At 73.5% G+C, this 14855-nt stretch carries 16 protein-coding genes; 9 read left to right on the top strand and 7 right to left on the bottom strand.

Going from position 1 to position 14855, the window contains the following annotated elements; translation table 11 throughout:
* Positions 1–282 precede the first annotated feature (282 nt).
* The gene (locus AC6I72_RS03245) at positions 283–663 is read right to left on the bottom strand and encodes a hypothetical protein (protein WP_497999298.1); all 381 of its coding nucleotides are present in this window, start codon (positions 661–663) and stop codon (positions 283–285) included.
* 686 nt (positions 664–1349) lie between these two features.
* Between AC6I72_RS03245 and AC6I72_RS03250 the strand changes: the two genes are divergently transcribed.
* Positions 1350–3167: a glycoside hydrolase family 15 protein gene (locus AC6I72_RS03250; RefSeq protein ID WP_497999300.1), complete on the top strand. Its 1818-nt coding sequence runs from the start codon at positions 1350–1352 to the stop codon at positions 3165–3167.
* 61 nt (positions 3168–3228) lie between these two features.
* Here AC6I72_RS03250 and AC6I72_RS03255 read toward each other — a convergent pair whose 3' ends face one another.
* Both AC6I72_RS03255 and AC6I72_RS03260 read right to left on the bottom strand, forming a co-directional pair.
* Positions 3229–4068 carry an SDR family oxidoreductase gene (locus AC6I72_RS03255; RefSeq protein ID WP_497999301.1) on the bottom strand — a complete coding sequence of 280 codons (840 nt, stop codon included), beginning with the start codon at positions 4066–4068 and terminating at the stop codon, positions 3229–3231.
* A 233-nt stretch (positions 4069–4301) separates the two neighbouring features.
* Positions 4302–4466 carry a hypothetical protein gene (locus tag AC6I72_RS03260; protein WP_497999303.1) on the bottom strand — a complete coding sequence of 55 codons (165 nt, stop codon included), beginning with the start codon at positions 4464–4466 and terminating at the stop codon, positions 4302–4304.
* A 42-nt stretch (positions 4467–4508) separates the two neighbouring features.
* Between AC6I72_RS03260 and AC6I72_RS03265 the strand changes: the two genes are divergently transcribed.
* The 4 genes from AC6I72_RS03265 (at position 4509) to AC6I72_RS03280 (ending at position 7928) form a co-directional block, all read left to right on the top strand.
* Positions 4509–4736 carry a ferredoxin gene (locus AC6I72_RS03265; RefSeq protein WP_497999305.1) on the top strand — a complete coding sequence of 76 codons (228 nt, stop codon included), beginning with the start codon at positions 4509–4511 and terminating at the stop codon, positions 4734–4736.
* Positions 4733–6124, top strand: a complete 1392-nt coding sequence (locus AC6I72_RS03270; protein WP_497999307.1) for an NAD(P)/FAD-dependent oxidoreductase — start codon at positions 4733–4735, stop codon at positions 6122–6124. The genes AC6I72_RS03265 and AC6I72_RS03270 overlap by 4 nt, the downstream gene beginning before the upstream one ends.
* Before the next feature lie 13 nt (positions 6125–6137).
* Complete coding sequence (locus tag AC6I72_RS03275; protein WP_497999308.1) at positions 6138–7367, top strand: cytochrome P450; 1230 nt, start codon at positions 6138–6140, stop codon at positions 7365–7367.
* A gap of 177 nt (positions 7368–7544) precedes the next feature.
* Positions 7545–7928, top strand: coding sequence for a tetratricopeptide repeat protein (locus AC6I72_RS03280; RefSeq protein WP_497999310.1), 384 nt, complete (start codon positions 7545–7547; stop codon positions 7926–7928).
* A gap of 126 nt (positions 7929–8054) precedes the next feature.
* On the opposite strand, the gene AC6I72_RS03285 is transcribed toward AC6I72_RS03280, so the two are convergent.
* Together AC6I72_RS03285 and AC6I72_RS03290 are read right to left on the bottom strand one after the other, a co-directional pair.
* Complete coding sequence (locus AC6I72_RS03285) at positions 8055–8984, bottom strand: M56 family metallopeptidase (RefSeq protein WP_037859201.1); 930 nt, start codon at positions 8982–8984, stop codon at positions 8055–8057.
* A 6-nt stretch (positions 8985–8990) separates the two neighbouring features.
* A complete protein-coding gene (locus AC6I72_RS03290; RefSeq protein WP_497999312.1) occupies positions 8991–9476 on the bottom strand; it encodes a BlaI/MecI/CopY family transcriptional regulator in 486 nt (161 codons plus the stop codon).
* A gap of 64 nt (positions 9477–9540) precedes the next feature.
* Here AC6I72_RS03290 and AC6I72_RS03295 point away from each other — a divergent pair, with 64 nt between their 5' ends.
* A complete protein-coding gene (locus AC6I72_RS03295; protein ID WP_497999314.1) occupies positions 9541–10185 on the top strand; it encodes a peptide deformylase in 645 nt (214 codons plus the stop codon).
* A 28-nt stretch (positions 10186–10213) separates the two neighbouring features.
* On the opposite strand, the gene AC6I72_RS03300 is transcribed toward AC6I72_RS03295, so the two are convergent.
* Entirely contained in the window at positions 10214–11644 is a 1431-nt protein-coding gene (locus AC6I72_RS03300) for a dihydrolipoyl dehydrogenase family protein (protein ID WP_497999316.1), read from the bottom strand.
* A 138-nt stretch (positions 11645–11782) separates the two neighbouring features.
* Here AC6I72_RS03300 and trxA point away from each other — a divergent pair, with 138 nt between their 5' ends.
* On the top strand, positions 11783–12169 hold the full coding sequence (gene trxA / locus AC6I72_RS03305) for a thioredoxin (protein WP_037859194.1): 387 nt from the start codon (positions 11783–11785) through the stop codon (positions 12167–12169).
* A gap of 155 nt (positions 12170–12324) precedes the next feature.
* On the opposite strand, the gene AC6I72_RS03310 is transcribed toward trxA, so the two are convergent.
* The gene (locus AC6I72_RS03310; RefSeq protein ID WP_497999318.1) at positions 12325–13005 is read right to left on the bottom strand and encodes a TetR/AcrR family transcriptional regulator; all 681 of its coding nucleotides are present in this window, start codon (positions 13003–13005) and stop codon (positions 12325–12327) included.
* A 99-nt stretch (positions 13006–13104) separates the two neighbouring features.
* Here AC6I72_RS03310 and AC6I72_RS03315 point away from each other — a divergent pair, with 99 nt between their 5' ends.
* Both AC6I72_RS03315 and AC6I72_RS03320 read left to right on the top strand, forming a co-directional pair.
* Positions 13105–13668, top strand: coding sequence for an NAD(P)H-dependent oxidoreductase (locus AC6I72_RS03315; RefSeq protein ID WP_037859189.1), 564 nt, complete (start codon positions 13105–13107; stop codon positions 13666–13668).
* Positions 13669–13813: 145 nt separating this feature from the next.
* Positions 13814–14797, top strand: a complete 984-nt coding sequence (locus AC6I72_RS03320; RefSeq protein ID WP_497999319.1) for an alpha/beta hydrolase — start codon at positions 13814–13816, stop codon at positions 14795–14797.
* Positions 14798–14855 lie beyond the last annotated feature (58 nt).

A 14855-nucleotide genomic window follows, 5' to 3' on the forward strand; every position in this document is an offset into this window, starting at 1 on the left:
TGCGTCCAGGCGTCGCCGCCCGCAGGAGCGGGCAGCCTGTGGCACCGGGCCGAACTCACCGTGGCTTCCCGGTTCTTGTCTTCCTGGTCTTCCTGGACGCGCCGGGGTCGGTGCTTCCTCACGGTCCCTGGAGCCTGTGACGGACGAACGCGACGCCCCGCTCCGCGCGTCAGAGCGCGGGGAGCGGGGCGTGCCGGAGCCGGTTCCGTTCCGAAGGTCTGTCACGCGCGCAGGTGTGCGTCCTCACGACGAGGGCGCACACCGCGCGTTCACCGGTTGGGGTCAGTGGCCACCGCCCCCGCCGCCACCGCCGTGGCCGCCGCCACCGCCACCACCGTGGCCGCCACCGCCGCCGTGGTCACCGCCACCGCCGTGGCCGCCACCGCCGCCGTGGTCACCACCGAAACCGCCGTGGTCACCGCCGAAACCGCCGTGGTCACCGCCGAATCCGCCGTGGTCACCGCCGTAGCCGCCGTGGTCACCGCCGTAGCCGCAGTCGTCGCCGCCCCAGCCGCAGTCGTCGCCGGAATGGTGGGAATACGAGGACACGTGGGCCGTGGGGGCCGCCGCAGCGGTCCCGGCCGCGCCGATCGCGCCGCCGCCTGCCAGCAGGACGCCGGCCGCGGAGACGGCGAGCAGCCGCTTGGTGCGCTGCACGTTCATGGGAAATGCCTGCCTTCCGATGCCTCGCTCAACAGACTGAGTGGGAAGGCCGCGCGGTGAGGCACAGGAGTTGGCTGCGCGGCCCCCAGCCGTGCCGCATAGGGTGCGAAGCGCGTCTTACGGCCCGGGTCTCCGTACGCCTTCCCGCATGACGGGGGCGGCTCGGTGACCATGGCCCCGACGATGGAGCCGGCCGGACGGGGCGTGTTCCACATCACGACACTGCCGCATACGCAAGTCTGGTCGGCAGCCGCCGCCACCGCAAGCGGGACGACAGACCCTGCCGGGGGCCGACCGGCCCCCGAGGACCTGAACCGGTCAGCCCCGGGACGCGTCTTCGCTGAGAGGCCGCCGTCACGGGACCTCCGCGTCAGCGGCACCGTGGTCCGGCCGCCGACGGAGGTGTCCGGGGCGCGGTGCCCTGCCCGTTCCGGTGAGCTGCTGCCCTTGCGGCGCGCCGCCTGTCCCGGTGGACGCGCGGGTCCTGAGCCCGCCAGGGCAGACGGGCCCGCGCGAACCGGCCCACCGCCCGGCCGGCCCCCCGGCTCTCCCGTGCCCCGGCGCGACGGTGCCGCCGGCAACGCCTCCTGACGGCGGCGGCTCCCTCCTGACGGTCCCGCATCCCGTGGCAGCCGAGTCGCACAGGGCGGACAGTGGAGTGGAGGCCCCGGAGAAGCGAGATGATCATGGACCGTTACCCGCCCATCGCCGACCACGGTCTCGTCGGCGACCTGCAAACAGCCGCTCTGGTCTCGTCCCGGGGCGTCGTCGACTGGTTCGCGGCGCCCCGGTTCGACTCGCCCAGTGTCTTCGCCGCCCTGCTCGACCACGACCGCGGCGGGCACTTCCTGTTCGCGCCGGAGAGCGAGAACACCACGTGCAAGCAGCTGTACTACCCCGACACAGCGGTCCTGGTCACCCGTTTCATGTCGCCGGACGGTGTCGGTGAGGTCTTCGACTGCATGCCACCGGACCGCACCGGCATCCCCGCTGACGAGCATGTGCTGATACGCGGTGTGCGGGCGGTGCGCGGCACGGTGCGCTTCGCGCTGGAGTGCCGCCCGCGCTTCGACTACGGCCGCGCCACCCACCGTCTCGACCTGCGCGACGGCACCGCCACCTTCCGCACGCCCGACGTCACGGCGCACCTGCAGGGCACCTTCCCCCTGGAGCGCGACGGCACAGACGTGCGGGGCGCGGTGACGCTGAGAGCGGGCGAAATGGCCGCGGCGGTCTTCACCGTCGGCGGGGCCCGTCTCGCCACCCCGCCGCCGCTCACCGCGGACGAGGCGATGGACCGGTTCTGGGACGTCGTGGACTTCTGGCACCGCTGGGTGCGCTCCTCCCGGTACCGCGGCCGGTGGCCGGGGGTGGTGCACCGCTCGGCGATCACGCTCAAGCTGCTCACCTACGCCCCCACCGGGGCTCCGGTCGCCGCGGCCACCATGGGCCTGCCCGAGCAGGTCGGCGGCGAACGCAACTGGGACTACCGCTACACCTGGGTCCGGGACGGCTCCCTGTCCGTGCGCGCCCTGCTCGACCTGGGGTTCGCCGAGGAGGCGGCCCAGTTCACGCGCTGGATGGGCGATCGCCTCCAGGCCCGGGAGGGCGTGGACGGCGAGCCGCTGCAGATCATGTACCGCGTCGACGGCGACCCCGACGTGCCCGAGGAGATCCTCTCGCACTGGGAGGGGTACCGGGGTTCGTACCCGGTGCGGCTGGGGAACGCGGCGGCCGATCAGCTGCAGCTGGACATCTACGGGGAGGCGCTCTACGCCCTGTCGGAGGGACACGACGTCGCCCAGGGGGGCAGCTACCACGGCTGGAAGAACCTCGCGCGGACGCTCGACCGGCTGGCCGATTCCTGGGACCGCCCCGACGAGGGCATCTGGGAGACACGTGGCGGGCGCAAGGACTTCACCTTCAGCCGGGTGATGGAATGGACGGCCTTCGACCGGGGCCTGCGCCTGGCCAGAGAGCAGAGCCGGCCCGCCGACGTGCCGAGATGGACCGCCGCCCGCGACGCCATCCTCGAACAGGTGATGGAGCGGGGCTGGAGCGAGAAGGAGCAGGCCCTCATGCAGCACTACGGCGGCGAGGTGCTCGACGCCTCGCTGCTGCTCATCCCCCGCGTCGGCTTCCTGGCGCCCAGGACGGCCAGCTGGCTGTCGACACTGGACGCGATGGACCGCACGCTGGTCTCGGACAGCCTCGTCTACCGCTACGACCCCACGGCCTCCCCGGACGGGCTGCGGGGCTCCGAGGGGACCTTCAGCCTCTGCACCTTCCTCTACGTCGACGCACTCGCCCTCGCCGGCCGGACCCGTCCGGCGCGCTACGCCTTCGAGAAGATGCAGACCTACGCCAACCACGTCGGCCTGTTCGCCGAGGAGATCGGACCCAGCGGCGAGCAACTGGGCAACTTCCCGCAGGCTTTCACGCACCTGTCGCTGATCATGGCCGCCACCACCCTGGACGACGCCCTGGACCAGCAGCGGGACTGAGACCGCGGGTCGCGGCGGGACCGGGACGGCGGGTCCCTTCCCGGCCAGGGCGCGAAGCCGCTCAGCCGCCGGTCGCGAAGCCCGGGAAGAGGGTCATGCCGCCGTCCACGAAGAGGGTGGTGCCGACCACGTAGTCCATGAGGTCCGAGGCGAGCCCGACCACCGCGTGGGCGATGTCCTCCGGATCGCCCACGCGTCCGTAGGGGATCAGCCGCAGCAGTTCCTTCTCGGCATCGGCAGTGGTCCAGGCGCTCCGGTTGATGGGCGTCTTGATGGCTCCCGGAGCGACCGCGTTGACCCTGATCCGGTGCGGCGCGAGTTCCTGGGCCAGCGTCTCCATCATCATCTGGACACCCCCCTTGGAGGCCGCGTAGTTGACGTGACCGGCCCAGGGGATGAGCTGGTGCACCGAACTCATGCAGATGATCTTCCCGGCCGCACGCGACACCTCGGGGACGACTCCCCTCCTGAGGAACTCCTTCGTAGCTTCCCGGGCACACAGGAACTGGCCGGTGAGGTTGACGTCAAGCACCTTCTGCCACTGCGACATCGTCATCTCGGTGAACGCGGCGTCGCGCTGCAGCCCGGCGTTGGCCACGAGGATGTCGATGGTGCCGAACTCCGCCACCATCCGTTCGGTCATCGCGACGACCTGGTCCTCCTGGGACACGTCCGCCTCGTACGCCATCGCGCGCACGCCGAACCCGGTGATCTCCTCGACCACCTGCTCGGCCTCCTCGCCACCGGCGACGTAGTTGACGACCACGTCGGCACCGGCACGCCCCAGACCGATGGCGGTCGCCTTGCCGATGCCCGAGTTCGCACCGGTGACGAGGGCCTTCTGGCCCTTCAGCAGGTGTGAGGGTATGACCCCCCGAGGGGCTCCCTGAGTCACGCTCACGCCGGTTCTCCTTCTCGACTGACCGCCCGCGGCCTCGTGGGGCCCTGCCGGCTCCTGTCGACACCGAACCATCACCGGACCCACCGCACACGCCGGGGCGGGGGCCGATTGCGCCGAACGGTCGAACGCTGCCGGGCCGGTGCCCCGAGCCACGTGACCGGTTGCCCGGAGTGCGGCCGGCGGACGGCCGCGCTAGGCTTTTTCGCAGTCAGGTCAGTGTTTCCCAGGCGGTTTCACCCGCCGGTCGCCTTGTACGCGATGACCATGAGCATCCGCGGCGACCCGACGATCGCGGTGCAACTGATCGCTTCCGCGGAGCCGAGCCATGGCTGCACCCCCTCGCTCTCGCCGTCCCGCGCCTCTCGCCCGCGGGCCGTGTGCTCGTCGCCCGAGGGCACCGGTTTCCGGGGCCACGGCTGCCAGTTCCTGCGGAGGTCGGGATGAGAGTCGTCGTCGATCTTTCTCGATGCGAAGGATACGCACAGTGCGCCTTCCTGGCTCCGGACGCGTTCCGGATGCACGGCGAGGAAGCGCTGATGTACGACCCGAACGCGGACGACGCCCGGCGCGAGCAGGTCCTGCGCGCTGCCGCGGCCTGCCCGGTCCAGGCGATTCTGGTCGACCGGCTGGAGGGGCGTGGCGCGTCGGCGGAGGCGTCGACGCCATGACCAGCGCCGACAATCTGCAAGCGTTCAGGCGGGACGGCCGCATCGTGGTCGTCGGGGCCTCGCTGGCGGGCCTGCGGGCCGCCGAGGCGCTGCGCGACGAGGGGTTCACCGGGTCGCTGACGATGATCGGGGACGAGCTGGGCGAGCCCTACGACCGGCCTCCCCTGTCCAAGCAGGTGCTGACCGGGTGGGTGCCGGCCGGGAACACCGCCCTGCCGCGCCGTCGCGACATCGGGGCGGAGTGGCTGCTGGGGGTGCCTGCCAGCGGCCTGGACCTGGCGACCAACCACGTGCGTCTCGCCGACGGACGCGCCGTCCCCTTCGACCGGGTGCTGATCTCCACCGGCGTCCGGGCCCGGCCGTGGTTCGTGGAGAGCGAGGCGGCGCTGGACGGGGTCTTCGTCGTCCGTACCCGCGAACACGCCGCGGGCCTGCAACGGGCCCTGGCCGCCGGCCCCTCGCGGGTGCTGGTCATCGGCGCGGGATTCACCGGGTCCGAGATCGCCTCCATCTGCCGCGAGCGGGACATCCCGGTGACCGTCGCCGAACTCGCGCCGGCCCCGCTGGTCGGTGCGCTCGGTGCCATGATCGGTCAGGTCGCCGCGGACATGCAGCGCGACCACGGGGTCGACCTGCGCTGCGGTGTCAAGGTGACCCGGCTGGAGGGTGACGCGCAGGGGCGTCTTCGCCGCGCCCACTTCGACGACGGCACCACCGTCGACACCGACGTGGCGGTGGTCGCCCTCGGGGGCATCCGCAACACGGAGTGGCTGCAGGGATCGGGGCTCGCGACGGGCGTCTGGGGGATCGCCTGCGACACCGGCTGCCGCGCCCTCGACCTCAACGGCCTGGTCACCGACGACGTCTTCGCCGCCGGGGACGTGGCACGCTGCCCCAACCCCATCTATGAGTACCGGCTCATCTCGTTGGAGCACTGGGCCAACGCGGTGGAGCAGGCGGAGGTGGCCGCGCACAACATGGTCAGCGGCCAGGCGGACCGCTGGCCCCACCTGTCGATCCCGCTGTTCTGGTCGATCCAGTTCGGGGTCAACATCAAGTCCGTCGGTGTGCCGACCTTCGCCGACGAGGTCGTCGTCACCCAGGGATCGGTGCGCGACCGCCGCTTCGTCGCCGCGTACGGCTATCACGGCCGCGTCACCGCGGCGGTGAGTTTCAACAACGCGAAGTGGCTGGACCACTACCGCAGGCTCATCGAGACGGCCGCGCCCTTCCCGCCCCCCTCCCCCACGCCCGACCAGCCCGCCGACACCGAACCGGTGCCCGTCGACTTCCCCGGCCCGACCCTGCTCGCCCAGGGCGCCACCGTGGTCGTCACCGGACACAACCCCAGTGAGCGGCGCGTCACGGCCGCGTACCAGCACCGGTAGGAGGGAGAGCGAGATGACCACGACCGAGACGACCGCAACGCTCCGGCGGATCCTCGACCACTCCTCCCGCGCCGACCCGTACCCCCTGTACGCCGAGCTGCGCGAGACGCCCGTGGCCAGGCAGGAGGACGGCAGCTACGTGATCAGCACCTACCGTGAGATCGCGGACGTCCTGCACAACCCCCACCTGAGTTCGGACACCCGGAGTCTGTGCCGTCCGCCGGCCGGGATCGAGGCGCAGGCCACCCCGGCGTTCATCAACCTCGACCCGCCCGAGCACGACCGCCTGCGCCGCATGGCGATGCGCCACTTCGGCCCCCCGCACACGCCGAGGCTGGTGACCGGCATGGAACCGGCCCTGGAGGCCATCGTCGGCGGGCTGATCGACGACTTCGCCGGCAAGGAGCGGATCGACATCGTCGACGACTTCGCCTACCCGTTCCCCGTCGCCGTGATCTGCCGTCTGCTCGGCGTGCCCCGCGAGGACGAACCGAAGTTCCACGTCTGGGTGGACGACCTGATCAACTCCATCGACTACGACCCCCGGACCGACCCGAAGGAAAAACTGGACAAGGGCCAACAGGCCCGCAGGGACCTGCGCGAGTACCTCGGCGGGCTGCTGGAGCGACGTCACGGCCGGCCCGGCGACGACCTGCTCTCACGGCTGGCCCACGACGACGGACCCGACGGCCGGATGACCGACGACGAGATCGTCGCCACCGCGAACCTGCTGCTCATCGCCGGCCACGAGACCACCGTCAACCTCATCACCAACGGCATGCTGACACTGCTGCGCCACCCCGACGTCCTGCAGCGCCTGCGCGGCGATCCCGGCCTGGTCGTTCCCCTGGTCGAGGAACTGCTGCGCTACGAGCCGCCCGTGCACATCATCCCCTGGCGAGCGGCGTACAACGACATGACCGTCGCCGGCACGAGCATCCCCAAGGGGTCGCAGATCATGCTGATGCTGGCCTCGGGCAACCGCGATCCGGACCGCTTCCCCGATCCCGGCCGCTTCGACCCGGACCGGCGGGACAACCAGCACCTGGGGTTCGGCAGCGGCATCCACCTGTGCTTCGGCGGGCCGCTGGCCCGGCGGGAGACGCAGATCGCGCTGACCGAACTGGTGCGCCGCCTGGACCGCCCCACGCTGGTGACCGATCCCCCGCCCTACCGGCGCAGCCCCGTGCTGCGCGGGCCGGTCCACCTGTACGTCGAGCAGGGCGGTGCTCAGCTCGCCTGACCGGTGCCCCCCTTCTCTGCGACCGGGGAGAGGCCGCCGTGGGTCACGCCGAGGGAGTCGCGCGCGAACGTCCTGCCCGCGTGGGAACCGGTGGCCGCCGCCACCGGGACCCCCCTGACCGCGGTAGTGGAATTTTCAATCACCTGGTTCCGTTGTGGGCCTCGAAGGAGGTCACCAGTGGACACCATGTACTACGACCACGGGGCCCCGGCGGAGCGCTGGGACCGGGCGCGGATGTTCTTCGACGCCAGGGACTACGCCGGTGCCGCGCGCGTGCTGAACGGGCTCGTCGAGGAGGTGCCGGAGCAGACCGGCCCGCGGCTGCTGCTGGCGCGCGCCTACTACCACTCCGCCCAACTGCGCCGCGCCGAAGCCGAGTTGCGCGTCATCGTGGAGCGCGACCCGGTGGAGCACTACGCCCGGCTGATGCTGGGCCGCACCCTCCAGCGCCAGGGGCGGCACGAGGAGGCCGCCACCCACCTGCGGGTCGCCTCGGCCCTCGCCGGGGAGTTCGACGACGGGTCCGCCGACGAGACCGGCGGTGGGGTCTCCGGAGGGTGACGCAACCCCCGGCGGGTGACGTGCCTGCCGGCGGGTGACCCGGGCCGCGCCGGCGGGGGGACCCGGTCTGCGGCCGTGGGCCGGGCCCGCCGGTGCGCGGCCGACGGCCCTGATGCTCCCCTGGTCCTACAGCGGCGTCGCCGTCTGCAGGACCAGGAACAGGGTGACCGCCGAGTTCGCCGAGGACATCGCGGACACCACGGTGCCCGCGGCCGCCCCCCACGCGGCGGCGCCGGCCGCCGTGAACGCCGGCGGCCAGTCCCGGACGGCGGGCGCGGGTGCCAGCAGCGCCGCCACCCGGCGCGGGACCGGGCCGGTGGCGGCCAGCGCCGCGAGCGTGGGCGCCGGCGCGGTGGCCGACAGCAGCGCCGCCCTGCCGATGGCCCGTGCCACGGTCCGCCGGTCGCCGACCGCGCGGGCGGCCTCTTCGTCGGCCCACCGTTCGGCGGTGTAGGCGACGGCGGAACGCAGCGGGCGCAGGAACGGATTGGCGCGCGCCGCCAGGTGGACGGCGAGCAGATGGCGGTGGTGCCGGGCCGCCAGGTGCGCGCGCTCGTGCGCGAACAGCGCGCGCCGCTCGGCCGGCGCGAGCCCGTCGAGCAGGGCCGTGGTGACGACGATCCGCCCGCGCGCGCCGGGCAGGGCGTACGCGTACGGGGTGCTGTCGGGGAGTACCGCGACCGTGGAGCCGCGCAGCCCGGTCAGGGCCCGGCGGGCGCGCCGGGTCACCCGCCGGTGGCGCCACAGCGTACGGGCGCAGGCCGCCGTGACCGCGGCCAGGGCCGGGATCGCCGCGCGGCCGGCGACGCCGTCGTACGGCACGGCGGCTCTGACCTCGGGGTCGGCCCAGCCGTCCGGCAGCGGGTTGCCGGGCAGTTGCGCGGTGCCGACCACCATGAGCAGGACGAGGCAGAGCGTGCTGCACGCCGCCATCACGACGGCGACGGCGGTCAGGAGCCGGGTGGCGGTGCGCGGGTGAAGGTGCAGTTCGGCCAGCCGGGCGACCGGCCAGGCGGTCAGCGGCAGCACCAGCGGCAGGAAGACGAAGACCCCCATCAGGTGTCAGTCCCTTCCGTCCTCTCCGTCCCCTTCTTCCGCTCCGCCGGCTCCCCCCGGCTCGCCCCCTCCGCCGTGCCCGTCCTCGCGGTCCGGATCTTCCTCGCCGCCCCGCTCGTCCTCGTCCGCCGTCTCCAGCAGCGCGCGCAGGACCTGCTCGTCGCCGGGCGGCAGCGCGGTGACGAAGCTGGCGAGGACCGCCTCGCGGTCGCGTTCCCCGTCCAGCAGGCGGCGCATCCGGAGTGCCGCGAGCCGGGCCACGTCCGCCGTCGGCGTCCAGACGAAGGAGCGGCCCCGGCGCTCGCGGGAGACCACGTCCTTGGCGAGCAGCCGGGTCAGGATGGTGACGACGGTGGTGTAGGCCAGGTCTCCGCCGAGCCGCTCCTGCACCCAGGCCGCGGTCACCGGGCCGTCCGCCTCGCGGAGCGCGGCGAGCACCTGGCCCTCCAGTTCCCCCTGCCTTCGCCGGGTCCGCCGGTCCTGCGGCGCCATGTCCGTCTCCCTCCGGCGTCGGCGTGCCGGACCACGCTACTTCACTCCGTGGCATGCTGGCGCGATGGCTTCTCCCAGTGCGCCCATTCCCCTCGCCGAGCGGGTCGAGGAACTCCTGTCGGCCGACGGTCCGTTGCCCATCGTCGCGGCCGGTGATCCGGTGCTGCGGCACCCCGCCGAGCCGTTCGACGGCCAGTTGGAGCCCGCGCTGCTGGCCCGGTTCACGCGGGCGCTGCGCCTGACCATGCGCGCGGCGCCGGGTGTGGGCCTGGCCGCCCCGCAGGTCGGGGTGGGGCTGCGGATCGCGGTCGTCGAGGATCCGGCACCGGTACCGGAGGAGGTACGGGTGGCCCGGGGCCGGGTGCCGCTGCCGTTCCGGGTGCTGGTCAACCCCTCGTACGAGCCTGTCGGCGCGGAGCGGGCCGCGTTCTTCGAGGGGTGCCTGAGCGTGCCGGGCTGGCAGGCGGTGGTGGCCCGGCACGCCGAGGTGCGTGTGCGGGCGCTCGACGAGCACGGGCACCCCGTGGACGAGCTGTTCACCGGCTGGCCCGCCCGCATCGTGCAGCACGAGACCGACCACCTCGACGGCACCCTCTACCTGGACCGCGCCGAGTTGCGCTCGCTGGCCTCGAACGAGGCGATGGCGGCGCGCTGGGCGCAGCCGACGCCCGAGGAGGCCGCGCGCGCCCTCGGCTTCCCCCTGCGCTGACCGGGCCCGAACGCCTGCCGCGGCCGGTTCAGCCGCGGTAGGCCTCCAGCAGCCGCAGCCACACCTCGCTGATGGTCGGGTACGAGGGGACGGCGTGCCACAGGCGGTCGACGGGGACGCGCCCGGCGACGGCGACGGTCGCCGAGTGGAGCAGTTCACCGACGCCGGGGCCGACGAAGGTGACGCCGCGCAGGATCCGTTCGTCTTGGTCGACCACCATGCGGGCGCGGCCCCGGTAGCCCTCGCCGTACAGCCCGGCGCCGGCGACGGAGGTGAGGTCCACGTCGACGGCGCGGACCCGGTGGCCGGCCTGTTCGGCCTCCGCCAGCGACAGCCCGACGGCGGCCGCCTCGGGGTCGGTGAAGACGACCTGGGGGACGGCGTGGTGGTCGGCGGTGGCGGCGTGCGGGCCCCAGGGGGCCGGTTCGCCCGAGGCGGTGCCGGCGGCGCGGGCGCCGATGATGTCGCCCGCGATCCGGGCCTGGTACTTGCCCTGGTGGGTGAGGAGTGCGCGGTGGTTGACGTCGCCGCAGGCGTAGAGCCAGTCGGTGCCCTCGACCCGCAGGGTGTCGTCGACCGTGAGCCAGGAGCCCGGTTCCAGGCCGACGGTGTCCAGGCCGATGTCGTCGGTGCGCGGGGCGCGTCCGGTGGCGAAGAGGATCTCGTCGCCCTCGATGCGCTCGCCGGTGCCGGTGACGGCCACGACGGTGCCGTTCTCGCGGGTCACGGACTCCACGGAGGTGCCGGTGCGCAGGTCGGCGCCCGCCTCGGTGAGCGCGTCGGCGACGAGTTCACCGGCGAAGGGTTCCATGCGGGGCAGCAGTCCCTTGCCGCGCACCAGCACGGTGACCTGGGAGCCGAGCGCCTGGAAGACGGTGGCCATCTCGGTGCCGACCACACCGCCGCCGACCACGATCAGCCGCCGCGGCACCTTCTCGGCGCTGGTGGCCTCCCGGCTGGTCCACGGCCTGACCTCGTCGAGACCGGGCAGGCCGGGCAGCTGGGCGCGGGTGCCGGTGCAGACGGCGACGGCGTGCCGGGCGGTCAGGGTCTTGAGTGCGCCGTCCGGACCGGTGACCGTCACGGTGCGCGGGCCCGCGAGCCGGCCGTGGCCGCGGTGCAGGTCCGCCCCGATGCCGTCCAGCCATCCGACCTGCCCGTCGTCGTGCCAGTGCGAGGTGTACTCGTCACGGCGGGCGAGGACCGCGGCGGTGTCCAGCGGTCCCTGCACGGCCCGGCTCAGCCCGGGCAGGCGGCGGGCGTCGGCGCGGGCGATGACCGGACGCAGCAGGGCCTTGCTGGGCATGCAGGCCCAGTACGAGCATTCGCCGCCGACGAGTTCGCTCTCCACGATCGCGGTGGACAGGCCTGCGGCGCGGGTGCGGTCGGCCACGTTCTCGCCGACCGGGCCGGCGCCGAGCACGACGACGTCGTACGTGAGGGTTTCCGTTTCCGTCATGGGGTCAGTCTGGTGGGTGGTGTGCCCGCAGGCCACATGGGTACGCGCGCGGAGCAGTGCGTTGCGCGCACGGAATAGCCCGTAGGGTCGGCCGTGTTGTGCGGACGGCTCAACCCGACACCAGGAAGAGGACACGCCATGAGCAGCACCGTGGAGCTGACCAAGGAGAATTTCGACCGGACGGTCACGGAGAACGAGTTCGTTCTCATCGACTTCTGGGCGTCCTGGTGCGGGCCGTGCCGTTCGTTCGCCCCGGTCTACGAGAAGGCGGCCACGGACAATCCCGACCTGGTCTTCGGCAAGGTGGACACGGAGGCGCAGCCGGAGCTGGCGGCGGCCTTCGGGATCCAGTCCATCCCGACGCTGATGATCGTCCGTGACCAGGTGGCCGTGTTCGCGCAGCCGGGCGCGCTGCCCGAGGCCGCTCTGGCGGATGTGATCGGGCAGGCCCGTGAGCTGGACATGGACGAGGTCCGCAAGGCGGTCGCCGAGCAGCAGGCGCAGGCGGGGCAGTCCGGCGAGTAGACGCCGGTGACCTGCTCCGGCGGCGGTCATGGTGGCGGACGGGGCCCTTCCCGGTGCGGGAGGGGCCCCGCCGCCGTTCCCGGACATCGCCGTCCGAAGCCGCTACCGGGGCGGGGCGGGCACCCGGCAGGGCCAGGGGGGCGGGGCTACGGGGCTCAGCCGGGCCGCCCGGCACCCGTCAGGCGGTCGACCAGGTCGTACCAGCCGGCGTGGAGCCGCTCCATCGGCATCTGGCACTGCCGGGTCAGGTGGTGGAGCAGCGCGGCTTCCAGGTAGCCCATCAGCGCCTGGGCGAGGAGTTCGGCGTCCGCCCCGGGGACCGCCTGGCGCAGCAGCATGACGACATGGGCGTGGCGCACCCGGCGGGCCGGTACGAGGAAGCGGCGGTCCGGACAGGGTTCCGCGGCGAGCTGCAGTTCCAGGTCGTCGGCGGCGCGGCGCAGCGCGGCACAGCCGAAGGCCCGCAGCCGCTCCACGGGCGGCGCGCCCGGGCCCAGGGGAGGCGGGCCGCTGAGGAAGGACGCCTGGAACTTGCTCTCGGAGTGGTCCAGCAGGGCGGTGAGCAGGCCGGTGCGGTCGCCGAAGCGGCGGAAGACCGTGCCCTTGCCCACCTGGGCGGCCGCCGCCACCGCCTCCATCGTGACGCCCGCCGCGCCGTGCTCCGCCACCAGGCGGGCTGCGGCGTCCAGCAGCCGGGCGCGGTTGCGTGCCGCGTCGGCGCGCAGGCAGGGCTCGTCCGAACCGGCGCCGAGTTCGAGCAACACCGGTTTTTCTGAGGGCTCTTGAGGCGTGGGGAAGGGCGGCAGAGCGCTGGACATGAAGACAGCGTAAAGCATGGGGAAGACAACTGGACCGCGGTCCGTTTAATCTGGTAGAAAATTAAACGGACCTCGGTCCGGTTGGTTACGGCAGTGTTTCACCCCTTGGAGTCCCCCATGTCTGTTCGCATTCTCGCGCTCGTCGGCAGCCTTCGCGCCGGCTCGCACAACCGCCAGCTCGCCGAGGCTGCCGCGAAGCTCGCCCCCGAGGGCGCCGAGGTCCAGGTGTTCGAGGGCCTGGCCGACGTCCCGTTCTACAACGAGGACCTCGACGTCGAGGGCAGCGTGCCGGCCGCCGCCGTCAAGCTGCGCGAGGCCGCCCTGGCCGCGGACGCCTTCCTGCTCTTCTCCCCCGAGTACAACGGCACCATCCCGGCCGTCCTGAAGAACGCCATCGACTGGCTGTCCCGTCCGTACGGCGCCGGCGCCTTCGGCGGCAAGCCGGTCGCCGTCATCGGCACCGCGCTCGGCCAGTACGGCGGCGTGTGGGCGCACGACGACACCCGCAAGGCCGTGGGCATCGCCGGCGGCAAGGTGATCGAGGACATCAAGCTCTCCATCCCGGGCTCCGTGACCCGCTTCACCGAGACGCACCCGGCGGACGACGCCGAGGTCGCCGGCCAGCTGACCGAGGTCGTCGCCCGCCTGCGCGGCCACGCCGACGAGGTCATCGCCGCCTGAGCGAGCCGTACCACCGGGAGGGCCGGAGCCGTGCGCGGCTCCGGCCCTCCTTGCCGAGGGCACCCGCCCGGGCGGGTACACGGGGGGCGGCGCGTCCGCGAGCGGGCGTGCCGCCGTACCCGTCGTGCCCCGGCAAGGAGACGCCATGAAACCGGTCCCGCCCCCGTTCGACCCGGAGCTGGCCGCCGCTCTGGAGGAGGCCGGCGACCTGGCCCGGCCAGGGCTCACCCCCGAGGACGTCGCCGCCGCCCGGCGGGACGGGGACGCGGCCTCGGAACTGTCGGCCGCGCTGGACCTGACGCTGGGCGGAGCCTTCGAGGCGGCGGACCGGACGGTCCCCGGCCCCCCGGGCGCCCCCGCCGTCTCCCTGCTGGTCTGCCGCCCCACGGCGGCGGCGCCCGGCACCGCACGGCCCGTGCTGTACCACGTGCACGGCGGGGGCATGGTCCTCGGGAACAACCGGCTCGGCGTGAACACGGCCCTGGACTGGGCTCAGGAGCTGGACGCGGTCGTGGTGTCGGTGGAGTACCGGCTGGCACCGGAGCATCCGCACCCCGCGCCCGTGGAGGACGTGTACGCGGGGCTGGTGTGGACGGCCGAACACGCCGCGCGCCTGGGCGGCGACCGGGAGCGGATCGTGCTCCTGGGCGCGAGCGCGGGCGGAGGCCTCGCCGCCGCCCTGGCGCTGCTGCTGCGCGACCGCCGGGGCCCTCGTCCGCTCGCGCAGATGCTGCTGTCCCCGATGCTCGACGACCGCAACGACACGCCGTCCGCGCACCAGATGGCGGGCATCGGCCCCTGGGACCGCACGGCCAACGAGACGGGGTGGTCGGCCCTGCTGGGCGAGCGGCGCGGTGGCCCGCACGTGTCGCCGTACGCCGCGCCGGCCCGCGCCGGGGACCTCGCCGGCCTGCCGCCGGCCTTCCTCGACGTCGGCTCCGCGGAGACCTTCCGTGACGAGGTCGTCGCCTACGCCTCCCGCCTCTGGCGGGCCGGGGGCGCCGCGGAACTCCACGTCTGGCCGGGCGGCTTCCACGGCTTCGACGGCCTCGCCCCCGGGGCGGCCCTGTCCCGCTCGGCGCGCACCGCCCGGCTGGACTGGCTGCGCAGGGTGCTCGCGACGGGGTGAGACCGCACCCGCCAGGCATCCACGACGGCCGGTAAGGAGCCCTGCCCCGCCCCGGATT

This window comes from Streptomyces sp. Xyl84 (assembly GCF_059731885.1).